Raw genomic sequence first — 16,410 nt, 5'->3', positions numbered from 1 at the left:
ACAGGAATGTCACCGAACCTGTGGGAGCGAGCCTGCTCGCGAAGGGAGCGACTCGGTATATCGGCTAGTCAGCCCGGAGCACCCGCGCCAACGTAGACCTCACCCTGACCATCCCCTCTCCTAACGCTCGCTCGATCTCTGCCATGCTGATCACCGATGCCGACTTGCCCGCTGCCGGATTCACCACCAGCGCCAGGCAGGCGTAATCCAGCTGCAGCTCGCGGGCCAGGGCCGCTTCGGGCATCCCGGTCATGCCAACGATGTCGCAACCATCGCGCTCCAGGCGCAGGATCTCGGCGGCGGTTTCCAGCCGCGGACCCTGCATGCAGGCATAGACGCCCCGATCGCTGAAACCCGCGCCTTCGGCCACCAGCGCTGCAATCAAGCGCTGGCGTAGCGATTCGCTGTAGGGGTAGGTGAAATCGATATGGGTCACCGGCTCCAGGTCATCGGCAAAGTAGCTGTGCTCGCGACCACTGGTGTAGTCGATCAATTGATGCGGCACGCAGAAATGCCCGGTACCCATCGCCCCGTTGATGCCGCCCACTGCGTTGACTGCCAGGATGGCCTCGGCACCGGCCTGCTTCAGCGCCCAGAGATTGGCGCGATAATTCACCCGGTGCGGCGCAAAACGGTGCGGGTGACCATGACGGGCGAGAAACAGCACGTCGCTGCCGGCATATTCGCCAATCTGCACTTCTGCAGACGGCGCGCCGTAGGGAGTGTCCAGCGCCAATGACTGGCGAATCTGCAGGCCTTCCAGCCGGGTCAGGCCGCTGCCGCCGATAATCGCGTAAACCGTCATGGCGCCCCCTTCTCAATCGATAAGTTGTGCATCCCTGAGCGCACCGACGGCCGCCAACCAGCGCGGGTCCTGGCGGTATTCGGTGCTCGCATGCGCCTGGCCGCGCATCCGTGCAATGCGCGCCGACGGCTTGACCTGCAAACGCTGGGCAGCACTCAAGGCCAGTTCGGCGGCTGCGCGGTCGTTGCACACCAGGCCCATGTCGCAGCCGGCGGTCAACGCCGCTTCGATACGGCTGGCGGCATCGCCCACCACGTGGGCACCGGCCATGGACAGGTCGTCGCTGAAAATTACCCCGTCGAACTGCAGTTCGCCCCGCAGGATGTCCTGCAGCCAGCGCCGCGAGAAGCCCGCCGGCTGGGTATCGACCTGTGGATAAATAACGTGGGCAGGCATGACGGCGGCCAGCTGTTTGCTCAACTTGGCGAAAGGCACCAGGTCATGGGCACGAATCTGCTCGAGGCTGCGCTCGTCATTGGGGATCGCGACGTGGGAATCCGCCTCGGCCCAGCCGTGGCCAGGGAAATGCTTGCCGGTGGCGGCCATGCCCGCGCTGTTCATGCCGCGAATGAACGCACCGGCCAGCAGCGCGGCACGCTGCGGATCCGCTTCGAACGAACGGGTCCCGACCACGGCGCTGCGCTGGTGATCGAGATCCAGCACCGGGGCAAAGCTCAGGTCCAGGCCAACGGCCAGCACCTCGGTAGCCATGATCCAGCCGCACTGTTCGGCCAGGTATTCGGCGTTCGGGTTGTCGGCAATGGCGCGCATCGCCGGCAGTCGCACGAAACCCTGGCGCAGGCGCTGGACCCGCCCACCCTCCTGATCCACCGCCAGCAGCAGGTCGGGACGAATGGCGCGGATCGCCGCGCTCAACTCGCGGACCTGGCGCGGATGTTCGATGTTGCGGGCGAAAATGATCAGGCCGCCCACTTCGGGCTGGCGCAACAATTGGCGATCTTCCGCCGTCAGCCAGGTACCGGCGACGTCCACCATCAACGAGCCTTGCAGGCCAGCAGTCATAACAATTCCTTGATAACGATAAACCCGGCTCGCAACGATACGCCGCCCTGGGCTGCACCCGGGAGGTCGGCGATCATCGGTGGGAACGGGTTCAAAACGAGAGTCGGCATGGGCGGCTAGCTTATCGGATGTCAGCTGCCGCGCCCACCCATGAGCGGCTAAACCTTGGCGGCAACCGGTGTCGATTTGCTACGAGGACGCAGTTGCGCGGTGGCCATGGCCGAGTCGGTGACACCGGATTCGGCACGCATGCCGGCTGCCAGGAACGGCACCATCAGGCGCATGACCTGCTCGATGGAGGTATTGACCCCGAAGTCGGTTTCGGCGATGGCGCGCAAGGCCTTGATACCGGACATACTGAACGCGGCCGCACCCAGCATGAAGTGCACGCGCCAGAACAGTTCGATCGGCGGGATGCGCGGGGCAGCCTCGTTGACCAGCAACATGTAGCGGCGAAACACCTTGCCGTACATATCTTCCAGGTAGCGGCGCAAATGCCCCTGGCTCTGGCTGAAGGCCAGTCCGAGCAATCGCATGAAAATGGACAGGTCGTTGCCGCTGCGTGGCTGCACCACCAGGGCTTGCTCGACGAGGATTTCCAGCAATTCCTCGAGCGAAGGCTTGTTATCTGGCTTGGCCTGGCGCCGCTCCAACTCTTTATCGAGGCTGATGCAGAATGGCCCCAGGAAGCGCGAGAAGACGGCCTGGATCAGCGCCTTCTTGGAACCGAAGTGATAGTTCACCGCCGCCAGGTTCACACCCGCTTTGCTGGTGATCAAACGCAACGAGGTTTCGGCGAAACCTTTTTCCGCGAACAACTGCTCGGCAGCATCGAGAATGCGTTCAACGGTTTCCGACTGGGCCATGGCTACTCCGCCTGACAAACACTTGTTTGAAACATACGTTTCAGCCCGTGCGTTGTCAAGTCTGGCAGTTCGTTTCGGGAATGGTCGGTCATGCATTTAACCACACAACCGCAAAGCTTCCATCAGCCGGTTGAGCGACCGTCTGGCGGCGCACAAAAAAAGGGGCATTGCCAAGACCGTTCCACTGTATATAATCCCAGTCACTGTATAAAAAGACAGAGCGATCAATATGCTAAAGCTGACGCCACGCCAAGCCGAGATTCTGGCCTTTATCAAACGCTGCCTGGAAGACAACGGCTACCCGCCGACCCGCGCGGAAATCGCTCAGGAACTGGGTTTCAAATCGCCTAACGCGGCAGAAGAACACCTCAAGGCGCTGGCCCGCAAGGGCGCGATCGAGATGACTCCGGGAGCTTCGCGCGGTATTCGCATTCCCGGTTTCGAGGCCAAGGCCGACGACTCCAGCCTGCCAATCATTGGCCGCGTCGCGGCTGGCGCGCCGATCCTCGCCCAGCAACACGTTGAAGAGTCCTGCAACATCAACCCTGCGTTCTTCCACCCACGCGCCGATTACCTGCTGCGCGTGCACGGCATGAGCATGAAGGATGTGGGTATCTTCGACGGCGACCTGCTGGCCGTCCACACCACCCGCGAAGCCCGCAACGGCCAGATCGTGGTTGCGCGAATCGGCGACGAAGTCACCGTCAAGCGCTTCAAGCGCGACGGTAGCAAAGTCTGGTTGCTGGCTGAAAACCCCGAGTTTGCCCCTATCGAAGTGAACCTGAAAGATCAGGAACTGGTGATCGAAGGCTTGAGCGTCGGCGTCATTCGCCGCTAAAGGAGGCTTTATGCAGTTCCCCTACACATCACAGCAAGCACAACTGCCGCTTCAGTTCGAGGCATTCATGGCACAGCCAATGGCGCCAATCCTGAAGGAAGTGGAGTCGCCCTGGAGCGCCGAACCCGAAGTGTTCAGTGAACTGTCTTTGCGTGGTGCAGCCGGGAACTGCCTGAACCTTCTGGCGCCGATCCTGCGCGAGCTCAGCCAGGACCAGGATGCTCGCTGGCTGACCCTGATCGCCCCGCCTGCCAGCCTGACCCAGGCCTGGCTGAGGGATGCCGGACTCAATCGCGAACGCATCCTGCTGCTACAACCCCGTGGCGCCCAAAGCGCCCAGCAACTGACTTGCGAAGCCCTTCGCCTTGGTCGCAGCCACACAGTGGTCAGCTGGCTCAACCCGTTGAGCAAAATCTCACGGCAACAACTGATCAGCGCCGCCCGGACCGGGGACGCTCAAAGCCTGAATATTCGACTGGGTTAACGGCACACGCTGAACGCGAGTGGCTTCTGCAAGGATAGAGAAGCCTATTGAAGGCAGTGCCGGAAAAACCGACAGGCGGAGATCAATGAAGGACCCGCGGCCCCTCTTCCTTCTCGAATTCACCTTCAACCATACGTCCCGCCATCTGCACACCGACGCTCAACATCGCCTTGGCGACTTCCACGTGCTGGCCTTGCAGGAACGCCTTGGCATCCTCGGAGAAATCCAAAGTAACCAGAGAACCCTCGTCCTCTGCCCTGCGCAGTTCGATTCGGCCGTCTGGTAACTCGACAATTTCTAGAAAGGACGTTGGCATAAAGGTCTGTTCTCCACGGAAGGCGAGCATTATATAGGCATCAGCCAAGCTTCGCTCGGGATCTTGACCAGATACCCTTGCAAAAATGACTCGGCAGCCGAGCAAACAACCCCAAGGGTCGCCTGCTGCGCTGTTTAGTTGATCAGCACTCGTTCAAGCCTTCGCGAAAACGGATGGCCAGGCTTTTCAGGTTTTGCCGCCAGCTCTCCAGCTCCTCACGACCCAGCTCCTGAGGTGCCTCTTCTTCATCGAGATTTACCGCCACGATCAACGGCTGCGTCACATCACCTTTAGGCTTGCGCGGCGCTCGAGGCGGCTGGAACAACGCAGCATGGGCGGCCAGCAACTTGGCCAGCCAGGTTTCCGGGTTGTTGGCCAGCTCGACCATCTCGGCCATTTCCGGAATGGCGATACTTTCCAGCACTTCGCGGGTCAGCAACGATTCGGCCCGGGAAGCATTAGCCTGGGGCAAACGATAGAAACCGGCGATTTCGTGACACAAGCCCAACAAGGCTCCGTAGAGATGAAACAACGCCGATTCTCGCTCCGCCTGGATCAGCGCCAAGGCATTCATCGCCCGCCCCTGTTCGGCCTTGGCGAGCGCTTCCAGCGACAGGCCGGCGAAATAAATCTTCTGGTTGGTACGGGTATAGAGTTCGTGGGCCATGACGGCAGCCTCCACAACGAAATAATTGCTTCACGCAGGTCAGACAGTGTCGTGGATCAACTCCTTCTCCCGCAAGCATTGTCTGATCCCGAATGACACTCCCACTCAATAAATTGCCACCATCCTTGTGAATGAAACCGCTCCTTGCAGAAAAAGTGCACCACTCCCGATCAGGGCGGCCGACCCCGCGTCAAAGCCTGTGGGAAATGGTTGTCTGAGTACATATCCATTCCTGCGGTAACGGCCACCTAGGGTTTCGCTCTTACAGCGAGTCACTTGGAAGAGCCCCAAGTAACCAAGGGCTCTTGCCCGTGGCGTTCGGCCCCTCGCTAAGGCTCGGCATGCCCTCGCTCCGGTCCTGCTCCGTGGGCCCGCCGCGATGGGCCATCCTTGGCCCAACGCGGCTAAACCGGCATCCATGCCGGTTTACCCACTGCCCAGAACCTCCACTCGGCCTCTCGATGGGGCAAGAAAATCAAAAGCCAGATCAAGATCAACCGCGAAAGCGAGGCGGCCTTAAAGCCGACCTGATTGCAGGGCTGTCCGCGATCCCATTGTGGGAGCCAGCCTGCTGGCGATGGACTACCAGGCAATGCGTTCATCCAGACAGGGCGCGTTATCGTTGACCTCCATCGCCAGCAGGCTGGCTCCCACAAGGAATTAGGTGCAGCCGTAAAAGTCAGGTCGGCTTTAAGGCCGCCTCGCTTTTGTTTTTGATCTGGGTGCCCCGTTAACCACGATGGCCGAACGCAGGCATTGCGCAGTGGGTAAACCGGCAGGACGCCGGTTTAGCCGCGCTGGGCCATGGATGGCCCATCGCGGCGACCCACGGAGCAAAGCCGGAGAGAGGGCATGCCGAGCCCTAGCGAGGCACCAAGTGGTGGGGCAAAGCCTTTTGCTTACTTTTTGGTGTTTCCGGTTTTGAAAAGTGAGTCGCTGTAAGAGCGAAACCCTAGGTGGCCGTTACCGCAGGAATGGATATGTACGCGTCAACAAACAATAGATCGTCTGTCAGGACGCCTTCGCCGGCAAGCCGGGCTCCTACAGTAAATCGGGTATGTCCGCGAGGGATTGGTCGGCTGGCGGGCCGCCTTCGCCGGCAACCCGAAACTCCGCAGACAACGGGCACAAAAAAGCCGCATGAAAACCCGAAGGTTCTCATGCGGCTTTTTCGGTTTGGCGACTTTTACGCCTTCGCAGCCGGCCGCTTGTCCTCGACCTTCCACTTGCCACCGTCGTAGAACGCCTTCCAGCCAGTCGGCTTACCGTCGACTTCGGACTGTACGTATTGCTCCTTGGTCTTGCGGCTGTAACGGATCACGGCAGGCAGGCCATCCGGATCTTTCTTTGGCGCTTCGCACAGGAAGTGGTACTTCGGATCGATCTCATCCTTGTGCGGCACGATCTCGAGCACCAGCGGTGCGCGGGTCTCGCGGTTTTTCGGGAACTGGCTGGCGGCCAGGAACAGGCCCGACGCACCGTCGCGCAGGATGTAGGTGTCGTTGACCTTTTCGCATTTCAGCTCAGGCATTTTCACCGGATCCATCTTCGGCGGCGCCGCATCACCACTTTTCAGCAGTTTGCGGGTGTTCTTGCAGGTCGGGTTGGTGCAACCGAAGAACTTGCCGAAACGGCCGGTCTTGAGCTGCATCTCGCTGCCGCACTTGTCGCATTCCAGGCTCGGACCTTCATAGCCCTTGATGCGATAGGTGCCCTCTTCGATTTCATAACCATCGCAATCCGGGTTGTTACCACAGATGTGCAGCTTGCGCTTCTCGTCCAGCAGGTAGGCGTCCATTGCCGTGCTGCAGATCGGGCAGCGGTGCTTGCCACGCAGCACCAGCGATTCCGACTCACCCTCGTCGTCTGCGGCGATTTCATCGCCCGGCACCAGGTTGACGGTCGCCTTGCAGCGTTCTTTCGGTGGCAGGCTGTAGCCCGAGCAACCGAGGAATACGCCGGTCGACGCGGTACGAATCTGCATCGGACGCCCGCAAGTGGTGCACGGAATATCCGTCATCACTGGCTGGTTGGCGCGCATGCCACCGTCCGGACTCTCGGCTACCTCGAGTTTCTTCTTGAAGTCGCCGTAGAACTCATCGAGCACGTTTTTCCAGTCGCGTTCGCCCTGGGCCACGTCGTCGAGGTGCTCTTCCATGCCGGCGGTGAAGCCGTAGTCCATCAGGTTGGAGAAGCTTTCGGCCAGGCGCTCGGTGACGATGTCGCCCATCTTTTCCGAATAGAAGCGACGGTTGTGCAGCGCCACGTAGCCGCGGTCCTGGATGGTCGAAATGATCGCCGCGTAGGTCGAAGGACGACCGATGCCGCGTTTTTCCATTTCCTTGACCAGGCTGGCTTCCGAGTAACGCGCCGGTGGCTTGGTGAAGTGCTGGGTCGGATCAAGCTTGATCAGCTTCATCGCGTCGCCCTGGGCCATGTCCGGCAGCACGTCGTCGTCGCCCGGCTTGGCGATTTGCGGCATGACGCGGGTGTAGCCGTCGAACTTGAGGATACGGCCCTTGGCACGCAGCTCGAAGTCGCCGGCACCGACGGTGACCGTGGTCGACAGGTATTGCGCCGGCAGCATCTGGCAGGCGAGGAACTGGCGCCAGATCAGCTCGTAGAGGCGCTCTGCATCACGCTCCATGCCCGACAGCTTGCTTGGCTCAGTGTTGGCGTCAGACGGACGAATCGCTTCGTGAGCCTCTTGTGCGCCTTCCTTGCTGCTGTAGACGTTCGGGTTTTCCGGCAGGTACTTCTTGCCGAACTCGCTTTCAATATAGGTACGCGCCATCGCCACGGCATCGGCCGAGAGGTTGGTGGAGTCAGTACGCATGTAGGTGATGTAGCCGGCTTCGTACAGACGCTGGGCCATCATCATGGTTTTCTTCACGCCAAAGCCCAGGCGGTTACTCGCGGCCTGCTGCAAGGTGGACGTGATGAACGGGGCCGACGGCTTGCTGCTGGTCGGCTTGTCTTCGCGCTTGACGATGCTGTAGCTGGAAGACTTGAGCTTCTCCAGCGCCGCCATGGCCTGGGCTTCGTTGAGCGGCTTGAAGGCTTCGCCCTTCTCCCGAGCCACGTCGAAACGCACGGTCGCGCCCTTGGCGGTGCCGAGGTCGGCGTGGACTTCCCAGTACTCTTCCGGGATGAACGCGCGGATTTCACGCTCGCGCTCCACCACCAGCTTCACGGCAACCGACTGCACACGACCGGCGGACAGGCCACGGGCGATCTTGGCCCACAGCAGCGGCGACACCATGTAACCCACCACGCGGTCGAGGAAACGACGCGCCTGCTGGGCGTTGACCCGATCGATGTCCAGCTCGCCTGGCTGGGAGAAGGCTTCCTGGATCGCCTTCTTGGTGATTTCGTTGAACACCACGCGCTTGTAGCGGCTGTCGTCACCACCAATGGCTTCGCGCAGGTGCCAGGCAATGGCTTCCCCCTCGCGATCCAAGTCGGTTGCGAGATAGATGGTGTCAGCATCCTTGGCGAGCCGGCGCAGCTCCTCGATGACCTTTTCCTTGCCCGGAAGGATCTCGTATTTGGCTTTCCAGCCGTGATCGGGATCGACACCCATGCGCGCGACCAGCTGCTTGCGCGCCTTTTCCTTCGGCGACAAGGCCGGCGCTTCGCCCGCGGCAGCCTTGCCGCGCTTGGCGGCTGGCTCTTTGCTGGCGCTAGCCGAACCGCTGGTGGGCAGGTCTCGGATATGGCCGATACTCGACTTCACCACGTATTCGTTGCCCAAATACTTGTTGATGGTCTTGGCCTTAGCCGGGGATTCCACAATGACCAGCGATTTGCCCATGGATCAGAAAATTCCTGAATTCTAGAAGTGAAAGGCGGTTGGCGCCTGACGCGGCACCGCTATATATAGTGGCTGCAAGGTGAGGTCAAGCGCAGGGTTTTGCGCGCACTCAGCTTATGGCTTGTTAAAAAGGCTTGGCTCGGCTTGCACCAAAGCAAACCGCGGCACCTGTTCGCCGTCAACCTCGACCGACTCCAGGAACATGCTCAAGGGGCGTACCCAAAAGCCGTAATCGCCATACAGGGCTTGGTAGAAGACCACTTCTTCCTCGGTTTCCGAATGCCGCGCGACACTGAACACACGGTACTGCGGACCTTTGTAATGTTGGTAGAGCCCAGGTTGTATCGGCATGCTTCGGCCCTCACTCAAATCAGCTTGAAATAAAAAATAAAAAAATCCGCAAAAACAAAAACCGGGGCACTTGGCCCCGGCTTCCGTCAACGCAACGCTTAAACGCGTTCGAAGACGGTGGAGATGCCTTGGCCGAGACCAATGCACATGGTGGCTACCCCAAGGTTGCCGCCATTCTGCTTCATCACGTTCAGCAAAGTGCCGGAAATCCGCGCACCGGAGCAACCGAACGGGTGACCCAGGGCGATCGCGCCGCCGTGCAGGTTAACCTTCTCGTTCATCTTGTCGAGCACTTTCAGATCTTTCAACACTGGCAAGGCCTGTGCGGCGAAAGCTTCGTTGAGCTCGAAGTAGTCGATGTCGGAGATACTCAGACCCGCACGCTTCAATGCTTTGTGCGTGGCCGGTACTGGACCATAGCCCATGATCGCCGGGTCCACACCTGCCACTGCCATCGAGCGGATCACCGCCAGAGGCTGGATGCCCAGGTCCTGCGCACGCTGCGCCGACATCACGATCATGCACGAGGCACCGTCGGTGATCTGCGACGAAGTACCAGCGGTCACGGTGCCACCCTTTGGATTGAAAGCAGGCTTGAGAGCCGCCAGGCTTTCCAGGGTAGTTTCCGGACGAATGGTTTCGTCGTAGTCGAAGGTTTTCAGGAAACCGTTCTCGTCGTAGCCCTGCATCGGGATGATTTCGTCCTTGAACTTGCCTTCCACGGTCGCCTTGTGGGCGAGTTGGTGGGAGCGCAAGCCAAAAGCGTCCTGCTGTTCGCGAGTGATGCCGTGCATCTTGCCCAGCATTTCCGCGGTCAGGCCCATCATGCCCGAAGCTTTTGCCGCGTACAGCGACATGTGCGGGTTCGGATCGACACCGTGCATCATGCTCACGTGACCCATATGCTCGACGCCGCCAACCACGAAAACGTCACCGTTACCGGTCATGATCGCTTGCGCAGCCGTGTGCAGGGCACTCATCGACGAGCCACACAGGCGGCTGACGGTCTGGCCGGCCGAGGTGTGCGGGATCTGGGTCATCAGCGACGCCATGCGCGCGATGTTCCAGCCCTGCTCCAGGGTCTGGTTCACACAGCCCCAGATCACGTCTTCGACTTCAGCTGGGTCGACCTTGACGTTGCGTTCCAGCAGCTTGCTGATCAGGTGCGCCGACATGTCTTCGGCGCGGGTATTGCGGTGCATGCCGCCCTTGGAGCGGCCCATCGGAGTACGACCGAAGTCGACAATCACGACGTCTCTTGGATTCAAGCTCATAAAATTTCACTCTCGCTCAAAAGTTGGGACGCTTAACCGAAGAACCGCTGGCCGGTCTTGGCCATTTCACGCAGTTTTGCGGTCGGGTGGTACAGCGCGCCCAAATCAGCGTACTGGTCAGCCAGGGCAACGAACTCTGCCACACCGATCGAATCGATGTAGCGCAGCGCACCGCCACGGAATGGAGGGAAACCGATACCGTAGACTAGGCCCATGTCGGCTTCGGCGGCGGTTTCGACAATGCCGTCTTCCAGGCAACGCACGGTTTCCAGGCACAGTGGGATCATCATCCAGTTGATGATGTCTTCATCGGTGACTTCGCGCTGTTCAAAGACGATTGGCTTGAGCACTTCCAGAACCGACGGGTCGGCAACTTTCTTTTGCTTGCCCTTCTTGTCGGTTTCGTAGGCGTAGAAGCCCTTGCCGTTCTTCTGGCCCAGGCGCTTGGCTTCGTAGAGCACGTCCACGGCCGAGCGAGTGTCGTCCTTCATGCGGTCCGGGAAGCCTTCAGCCATCACGTCGCGACCGTGGTGGCCGGTGTCGATGCCGACCACGTCCATCAGGTACGCCGGACCCATCGGCCAGCCGAATTTTTCCATGACCTTGTCGATACGGACGAAGTCCACACCGGCGCTGACCAGCTTGGCGAAACCGCCGAAGTACGGGAACAGCACGCGGTTGACCAAAAAGCCCGGGCAATCGTTGACCACGATCGGGTTCTTGCCCATTTTCTTGGCGTAGGCAACGGTAGTGGCCACTGCCAGCTCGCTGGACTTCTCGCCACGGATCACTTCCACCAGCGGCATCATGTGCACCGGGTTGAAGAAGTGCATGCCGACGAAGTTTTCCGGACGCTTGAGGGCCTTGGCCAGCAAGGTGATGGAAATGGTCGAGGTGTTGGACGCGAGGATGGTGTCCTCCTTGACCTTGTCTTCGACTTCGGCCAGAACAGCTTGCTTGACCTTCGGGTTCTCGACGACGGCTTCAACCACCAGGTCCACGTGACCGAAATCACCGTAGGACAGGGTCGGACGAATGCCGTTGAGCACTTCAGCCATTTTCGCGGCGGTCATGCGGCCCTTGTCAACGCGGCCAACCAGCAGTTTGGCGGCTTCGGCCAGCCCCTGCTCGATACCGTGCTCGTTGATGTCTTTCATCAGGATCGGCGTGCCTTTGGACGCCGACTGATAGGCGATGCCGCCACCCATGATACCGGCGCCCAGTACGGCGGCCTGCTTCACGTCCTTGGCGATTTCGTCGTAGGCCTTGGCTTTTTTCTTCAGTTCCTGATCGTTCAGGAACAGGCCGATCAGGCTCTGTGCAGCGGCGGTCTTGGCCAGCTTGACGAAGCCGGCGGCTTCGATTTCCAGGGCCTTGTCACGACCGAAGTTCGCGGCTTTCTGGATGGTCTTGATCGCTTCGACCGGGGCCGGGTAGTTCGGGCCCGCTTGACCGGCCACGAAACCCTTGGCGGTTTCGAACGCCATCATTTGTTCGATTGCGTTCAGCTTGAGCTTTTCAAGCTTCGGCTGGCGCTTGGCCTTGTAGTCGAACTCGCCGGAAATGGCGCGCTTGATCATTTCCAGCGCAGCTTCCTGGAGCTTTTCAGGGGCAACCACGGCATCGACGGCACCGACTTTCAGCGCGTCTTCAGGACGGTTTTCCTTGCCGGCGGCGATCCACTCGATGGCGTTATCGGTACCGATCAGGCGCGGCAGGCGCACGGTACCGCCGAAGCCCGGGTAGATGCCCAGCTTGACTTCCGGCAGGCCGATCTTGGCCTTGGTCGACATGACGCGAAAGTCCGCTGCCAGGCACATTTCCAGACCACCGCCCAACGCGATGCCATTGATCGCGGCGACAGTCGGGACGTTGAGGTCTTCGAAATCGCTGAAAATCTTGTTGGCTTCGAGGTTGCCAGCCACAAGCTCTGCATCCGGCAGCTTGAAGTTGTCGACGAATTCGGTGATGTCGGCGCCGACGATGAACACGTCCTTGCCACTGCTGACGATCACACCCTTGATCGAAGCATCTGCCTTGATGGCGTCCACGGCCTGACGCAGTTCGTTCAGGGTTAGACGGTTGAACTTGTTGACGGACTCACCCTTGAGGTCGAACTTCAGTTCGACGATGCCACTTTCAAGAGCCTTAACCGTGATGGCTTTACCTTCGTAAATCATCAACTGATCTCCACGATATGGAAGCTGAACAGTACACGCCGGACGCAGGCGGATGGCTGGCAGGGACGTCACTCGTCGATGCTACGCCTATCCACCCGGCACACCCGCCAACGCGATAGTCGGGATTCTGTAGGAGCTGTTTGTCGTACAAACGCTCATTTCATACGCCCGTTTGATTTGGGTACGCCACCTTCACGGAAATTCCGACAATTGTCAATCGCCCAAAGTGTGGGTTGAGAGGCGACTTGGCGGTCATTTCTGTAGGACGAAGGCCTGCAACACGAGGTTGCATGAGCAATCATTCATAGAATCAATCTTTAGAAAATTCGCCCTAATTCACTGCAGCCTTTGTTTAACAAGCTACGCTGGCGAAACCTGGGGAAAAAACTGAACGCTTTTGGCGAATGCCCAGCGTAAGATCAGCCCAAACCGAATTACCGGCCTGCCTGGCCAACCCGCCCGATGACGTTGTCGGGCTTTTTATTGCCTGCAAAAACCCACGCGCGCCCTTGTAGGAGCTGCCGCAGGCTGCGATCTTTTGATCTTGCTTTTAAAAAATCGAAAGATCGCAGCCTGCGGCAGCTCCTACAGGGGATGGGGGTGTCTGCGGGGTTTAGGCCAGCGCCTTGAGGGTAGCATCGATATTTTGCAAAACGGCTGCGTCGCCCTTCTCTCCCCAATACAGGGTGATCATCTGCTTGTCAGCCTCGACCTTGTAGACGTTGTCTGGCAATTTTTCGAAATGATTTAGCAGTGCCCGATCCTCGCAGGGTTCCTGCCATTGGTTGACCCACAAACCCGGTGATTTTTGCCAGTAACTCCAGCACGCCGGTTGATTGCCCCGCCGTGGTCGGTGGTACTGCGCACAAGGGTTTGGCGGTTCCTGGGCGAGCCAGTGCGGCCATTCCTGAGGCGCCAGCTGCATGGCCAGGCCAATGCGTCGCGCCTCCATGCGCAGGGCCATGCGACCACTCTGATGGCGCGAGGGTCGCAGCCATGCCAAGGGGCTCAACACCACCAGCAGGATTGACACCACTATCCAGACCGTCATATCTGTACTCCCGATTCTTGATGAGCGCATTGAGTCACTTTGGAAACACTGCGCTTGAAACCAGCCATACTTACCAATATTGCAACCCTCAGGAGGAGCACCTCATGCCCTACAACCACATTCTGGTCGCTGTAGACCTGACCGAAGAGTGCGACCCTGTCATCCACCGTGCTCGCGAGCTGGCGGTGAGCAACGGGGCGAAATTGTCCCTGGTGCATATCGTCGAGCCCATGGCCATGGCCTTTGGTGGCGATGTGCCAATGGACCTGTCACAACTGCAACAACAGCAGTTCGACCAGGCCAAGGAGCGACTCGATCGCCTGATCGTGAAATACCCTGAGCTCTCCAGGGAATACAGCCACCTGACCTACGGCCAGCCACGCCAGGAAATCCACCACCTGGCCAAGGAGCAAGGGTGCGACATGATCGTGGTCGGCAGTCACGGCCGCCATGGCCTGGCACTGCTGCTGGGCTCTACGGCCAACGACGTGCTGCACGGCGCGCCTTGCGATGTGCTTGCAGTGCGCCTGCAAAGCAAAAGCTGACAACACCGCCCCCTGTAGGAGCGAGCATGCTCCGGGCGGCGTTCCGACGATGGTCGTCAACGATGACGCGGGGGAGCCTGACACCCCGTGGCGCTCTCAGGATCATCGTCGGAACGCCGCCCGGAGCATGCTCGCTCCTACAGGGGAGGATTTGCGTTGCATATGAAAAGCCCGGCGTTCACGTGCGTGAAGCCGGGCTTTTTTATTGCCGGATCAATCAGGCATCCAGCTCGGCCCAGCGCTCGACCATGATGTCGAGTTCAGCCTGCAACTGCGCAAGCTGAGCAATCACCGCGGCGGTTTCCGCAGCCGGACGCAGGTAGAAGCCCGCATCGGCCATCTGCCCCTCAACCGCGACGATCTGCTGTTCCATGGCTTCGATCTGCCCAGGCAACGCTTCCAGCTCTCGCTGCACCTTGTAGCTGAGCTTCTTCTTCGCCACTGGCGCCTCGACGGCGGCTGCAACAGGCGCGGGCTCGGCCTTGACCACGGCGGAGTTGAGGTCGGCCTTGCCGGACTTGCTCTCGGTCACGCCCAGCAAGCGCGGTGAACCGCCCTGGCGCAGCCAGTCCTGATAACCGCCAACATACTCGCGAACCTTGCCTTCACCTTCGAAGACCAGGGTGCTGGTAACCACGTTGTCGAGGAATGCCCGGTCGTGGCTGACCATCAACACGGTGCCGTTGAAGGTCAGCAACACTTCTTCGAGCAGTTCGAGGGTTTCAACGTCGAGGTCGTTGGTCGGTTCGTCGAGCACCAGCAGGTTCGCCGGCTTGCTGAACAGCTTGGCCAGTAACAGGCGGGCACGCTCGCCACCGGACAGCGCCTTGACCGGCGTGCGGGCACGCTGCGGGCTGAACAGGAAGTCGCCGAGGTAGCTCAGCACGTGGCGGCTCTGGCCGTCGATATCGATGAAGTCGCGACCTTCGGCGACGTTATCGATCACGGTCTTTTCCAGGTCCAACTGATGGCGCAACTGGTCGAAGTAGGCGACGTCGATCTTGGTGCCTTCTTCCACCTTGCCACTGGTCGGCTGCAGGCCACTGAGCATCAATTTCAGCAGCGTGGTCTTGCCGGTGCCGTTGGCGCCGAGCAGGCCGATACGGTCGCCGCGCTGCAGCACCATGGAGAAGTCCTTGATCAGGAACGGACCGCCCGGGTGAGCGAAGCTCACGTTCTCGAGCACCATCACCTGCTTGCCGGACTTGTCGGCCGTTTCCAGCTGGATGTTGGCCTTGCCGGTGCGCTCACGACGCTCGCTGCGCTCGACGCGCAGGGCTTTCAGCGCGCGTACGCGGCCTTCGTTACGGGTACGACGGGCCTTGATGCCCTGGCGAATCCACACTTCTTCCTGGGCCAGGCGCTTGTCGAACAGCGCGTTGGCGGTGGCTTCGGCGGCCAGCTCGGCTTCCTTGTGCACCAGGAAACTGGCGTAGTCGCCGTTCCAGTCGATCAGGCCACCGCGATCCAGTTCCAGGATGCGGGTCGCCAGGTTCTGCAGGAAGGAACGGTCGTGCGTGATGAACAGCACGGCGCCCTGGAAATCCTTCAGCGCCTCTTCCAGCCAGGCGATTGCACCGATGTCCAGGTGGTTGGTCGGCTCGTCGAGCAACAGCAGGTCTGGCTCGGACACCAGGGCCTGGGCCAGCAGCACGCGACGACGCCAGCCACCGGACAATTCGGCGAGGGTCTTGTCCGCCGGCAACTGCAGGCGACTCAGGGTGCTGTCGACCAGGGTCTGCAATCGCCAGCCGTCGCGGGCCTCGAGGTCGTGCTGGACGTGCATCAGCTTGTCCAGGTCGGCATCGGTGACGATGTTCTGGCTCAGGTGGTGATATTCGGCGAGCAACGCGCCGACACCGTCCAGGCCTTCGGCAACCACGTCGAACACTGTCCGCTCGTCGGCTACCGGCAATTCTTGCGGCAATTCGCCAATCTTGAGGCCGGGTGCGCGCCAAACCGAGCCGTCATCGGGCTTCTGGTCGCCCTTGACGAGCTTCATCATGCTGGACTTGCCAGTGCCGTTGCGGCCGATGATGCACACCCGCTCTCCACGGGCGATCTGCCAGGACACCTTGTCCAACAACGGCATAGCGCCGAAAGCAAGGGACACATCGCTGAATTTGAGCAGGGTCATGAGCTTCTCCAAAAACCGGGCGCGCATTCTACCTGAAACGGGGCTCCAGCAGGCCGGCA

14 protein-coding genes are annotated in these 16,410 nt (G+C 60.2%); 3 read left to right on the top strand and 11 right to left on the bottom strand.

Going from position 1 to position 16,410, the window contains the following annotated elements; genetic code table 11:
• Positions 1-64: 64 nt before the first annotated feature.
• The 3 genes from HGP31_RS09445 to HGP31_RS09435 all read right to left on the bottom strand — a co-directional run bounded on the left by HGP31_RS09445 (position 65) and on the right by HGP31_RS09435 (position 2,694).
• Positions 65-805, bottom strand: a complete 741-nt coding sequence (locus HGP31_RS09445) for an S-methyl-5'-thioinosine phosphorylase (protein WP_168757538.1) — start codon at positions 803-805, stop codon at positions 65-67.
• 12 nt (positions 806-817) lie between these two features.
• On the bottom strand, positions 818-1,828 hold the full coding sequence (gene nagZ / locus HGP31_RS09440; RefSeq protein WP_020798500.1) for a beta-N-acetylhexosaminidase: 1,011 nt from the start codon (positions 1,826-1,828) through the stop codon (positions 818-820).
• 158 nt (positions 1,829-1,986) lie between these two features.
• Positions 1,987-2,694 carry a TetR/AcrR family transcriptional regulator gene (locus HGP31_RS09435; protein WP_020798502.1) on the bottom strand — a complete coding sequence of 236 codons (708 nt, stop codon included), beginning with the start codon at positions 2,692-2,694 and terminating at the stop codon, positions 1,987-1,989.
• A gap of 229 nt (positions 2,695-2,923) precedes the next feature.
• Here HGP31_RS09435 and lexA point away from each other — a divergent pair, with 229 nt between their 5' ends.
• Positions 2,924-3,532 carry a transcriptional repressor LexA gene (gene lexA / locus HGP31_RS09430; protein ID WP_008064450.1) on the top strand — a complete coding sequence of 203 codons (609 nt, stop codon included), beginning with the start codon at positions 2,924-2,926 and terminating at the stop codon, positions 3,530-3,532.
• A gap of 10 nt (positions 3,533-3,542) precedes the next feature.
• A complete protein-coding gene (sulA, locus tag HGP31_RS09425; protein WP_020798503.1) occupies positions 3,543-4,016 on the top strand; it encodes an SOS-induced cell division inhibitor SulA in 474 nt (157 codons plus the stop codon).
• Positions 4,017-4,098: 82 nt separating this feature from the next.
• On the opposite strand, the gene HGP31_RS09420 is transcribed toward sulA, so the two are convergent.
• The 7 genes from HGP31_RS09420 to HGP31_RS09390 form a co-directional block, all read right to left on the bottom strand.
• Positions 4,099-4,332 carry a hypothetical protein gene (locus tag HGP31_RS09420; protein ID WP_008064452.1) on the bottom strand — a complete coding sequence of 78 codons (234 nt, stop codon included), beginning with the start codon at positions 4,330-4,332 and terminating at the stop codon, positions 4,099-4,101.
• A gap of 142 nt (positions 4,333-4,474) precedes the next feature.
• On the bottom strand, positions 4,475-4,999 hold the full coding sequence (locus HGP31_RS09415; RefSeq protein WP_020798505.1) for a DUF6586 family protein: 525 nt from the start codon (positions 4,997-4,999) through the stop codon (positions 4,475-4,477).
• 1,186 nt (positions 5,000-6,185) lie between these two features.
• On the bottom strand, positions 6,186-8,813 hold the full coding sequence (gene topA / locus HGP31_RS09410; RefSeq protein ID WP_020800560.1) for a type I DNA topoisomerase: 2,628 nt from the start codon (positions 8,811-8,813) through the stop codon (positions 6,186-6,188).
• A 114-nt stretch (positions 8,814-8,927) separates the two neighbouring features.
• Complete coding sequence (locus HGP31_RS09405; protein ID WP_020800559.1) at positions 8,928-9,164, bottom strand: DUF1653 domain-containing protein; 237 nt, start codon at positions 9,162-9,164, stop codon at positions 8,928-8,930.
• 98 nt (positions 9,165-9,262) lie between these two features.
• Entirely contained in the window at positions 9,263-10,438 is a 1,176-nt protein-coding gene (fadA, locus tag HGP31_RS09400) for an acetyl-CoA C-acyltransferase FadA (RefSeq protein ID WP_033045454.1), read from the bottom strand.
• Between the two features lie 32 nt (positions 10,439-10,470).
• Positions 10,471-12,618: a fatty acid oxidation complex subunit alpha FadB gene (gene fadB / locus HGP31_RS09395; protein ID WP_033045453.1), complete on the bottom strand. Its 2,148-nt coding sequence runs from the start codon at positions 12,616-12,618 to the stop codon at positions 10,471-10,473.
• 613 nt (positions 12,619-13,231) lie between these two features.
• Positions 13,232-13,669, bottom strand: a complete 438-nt coding sequence (locus HGP31_RS09390) for a hypothetical protein (protein WP_168757537.1) — start codon at positions 13,667-13,669, stop codon at positions 13,232-13,234.
• Positions 13,670-13,773: 104 nt separating this feature from the next.
• On the opposite strand from HGP31_RS09390, the gene HGP31_RS09385 reads away from it, so the two are divergent.
• Positions 13,774-14,214, top strand: a complete 441-nt coding sequence (locus HGP31_RS09385) for a universal stress protein (RefSeq protein WP_020800555.1) — start codon at positions 13,774-13,776, stop codon at positions 14,212-14,214.
• A 217-nt stretch (positions 14,215-14,431) separates the two neighbouring features.
• Here HGP31_RS09385 and HGP31_RS09380 read toward each other — a convergent pair whose 3' ends face one another.
• Positions 14,432-16,351, bottom strand: coding sequence for an ATP-binding cassette domain-containing protein (locus HGP31_RS09380; protein ID WP_033039847.1), 1,920 nt, complete (start codon positions 16,349-16,351; stop codon positions 14,432-14,434).
• Positions 16,352-16,410 lie beyond the last annotated feature (59 nt).

It is taken from the genome of Pseudomonas umsongensis, from assembly GCF_012647205.1.
GTDB lineage: Bacteria > Pseudomonadota > Gammaproteobacteria > Pseudomonadales > Pseudomonadaceae > Aquipseudomonas > Aquipseudomonas umsongensis.
This window is presented reverse-complemented; position numbering and strand designations above follow the sequence as displayed.

Bases quoted from the DNA above. Each gene is read 5' to 3' on its own strand.
- fadA (WP_033045454.1), bottom strand. From the start codon at position 10,438: ATGAGCTTGAATCCAAGAGACGTCGTGATTGTCGACTTCGGTCGTACT.
- fadB (WP_033045453.1), bottom strand. From the start codon at position 12,618: ATGATTTACGAAGGTAAAGCCATCACGGTTAAGGCTCTTGAAAGTGGC.
- nagZ (WP_020798500.1), bottom strand. From the start codon at position 1,828: ATGACTGCTGGCCTGCAAGGCTCGTTGATGGTGGACGTCGCCGGTACC.
- lexA (WP_008064450.1), top strand. From the start codon at position 2,924: ATGCTAAAGCTGACGCCACGCCAAGCCGAGATTCTGGCCTTTATCAAA.
- HGP31_RS09405 (WP_020800559.1), bottom strand. From the start codon at position 9,164: ATGCCGATACAACCTGGGCTCTACCAACATTACAAAGGTCCGCAGTAC.
- HGP31_RS09380 (WP_033039847.1), bottom strand. From the start codon at position 16,351: ATGACCCTGCTCAAATTCAGCGATGTGTCCCTTGCTTTCGGCGCTATG.
- HGP31_RS09435 (WP_020798502.1), bottom strand. From the start codon at position 2,694: ATGGCCCAGTCGGAAACCGTTGAACGCATTCTCGATGCTGCCGAGCAG.
- HGP31_RS09420 (WP_008064452.1), bottom strand. From the start codon at position 4,332: ATGCCAACGTCCTTTCTAGAAATTGTCGAGTTACCAGACGGCCGAATC.
- topA (WP_020800560.1), bottom strand. From the start codon at position 8,813: ATGGGCAAATCGCTGGTCATTGTGGAATCCCCGGCTAAGGCCAAGACC.
- sulA (WP_020798503.1), top strand. From the start codon at position 3,543: ATGCAGTTCCCCTACACATCACAGCAAGCACAACTGCCGCTTCAGTTC.
- HGP31_RS09385 (WP_020800555.1), top strand. From the start codon at position 13,774: ATGCCCTACAACCACATTCTGGTCGCTGTAGACCTGACCGAAGAGTGC.
- HGP31_RS09445 (WP_168757538.1), bottom strand. From the start codon at position 805: ATGACGGTTTACGCGATTATCGGCGGCAGCGGCCTGACCCGGCTGGAA.
- HGP31_RS09415 (WP_020798505.1), bottom strand. From the start codon at position 4,999: ATGGCCCACGAACTCTATACCCGTACCAACCAGAAGATTTATTTCGCC.
- HGP31_RS09390 (WP_168757537.1), bottom strand. From the start codon at position 13,669: ATGACGGTCTGGATAGTGGTGTCAATCCTGCTGGTGGTGTTGAGCCCC.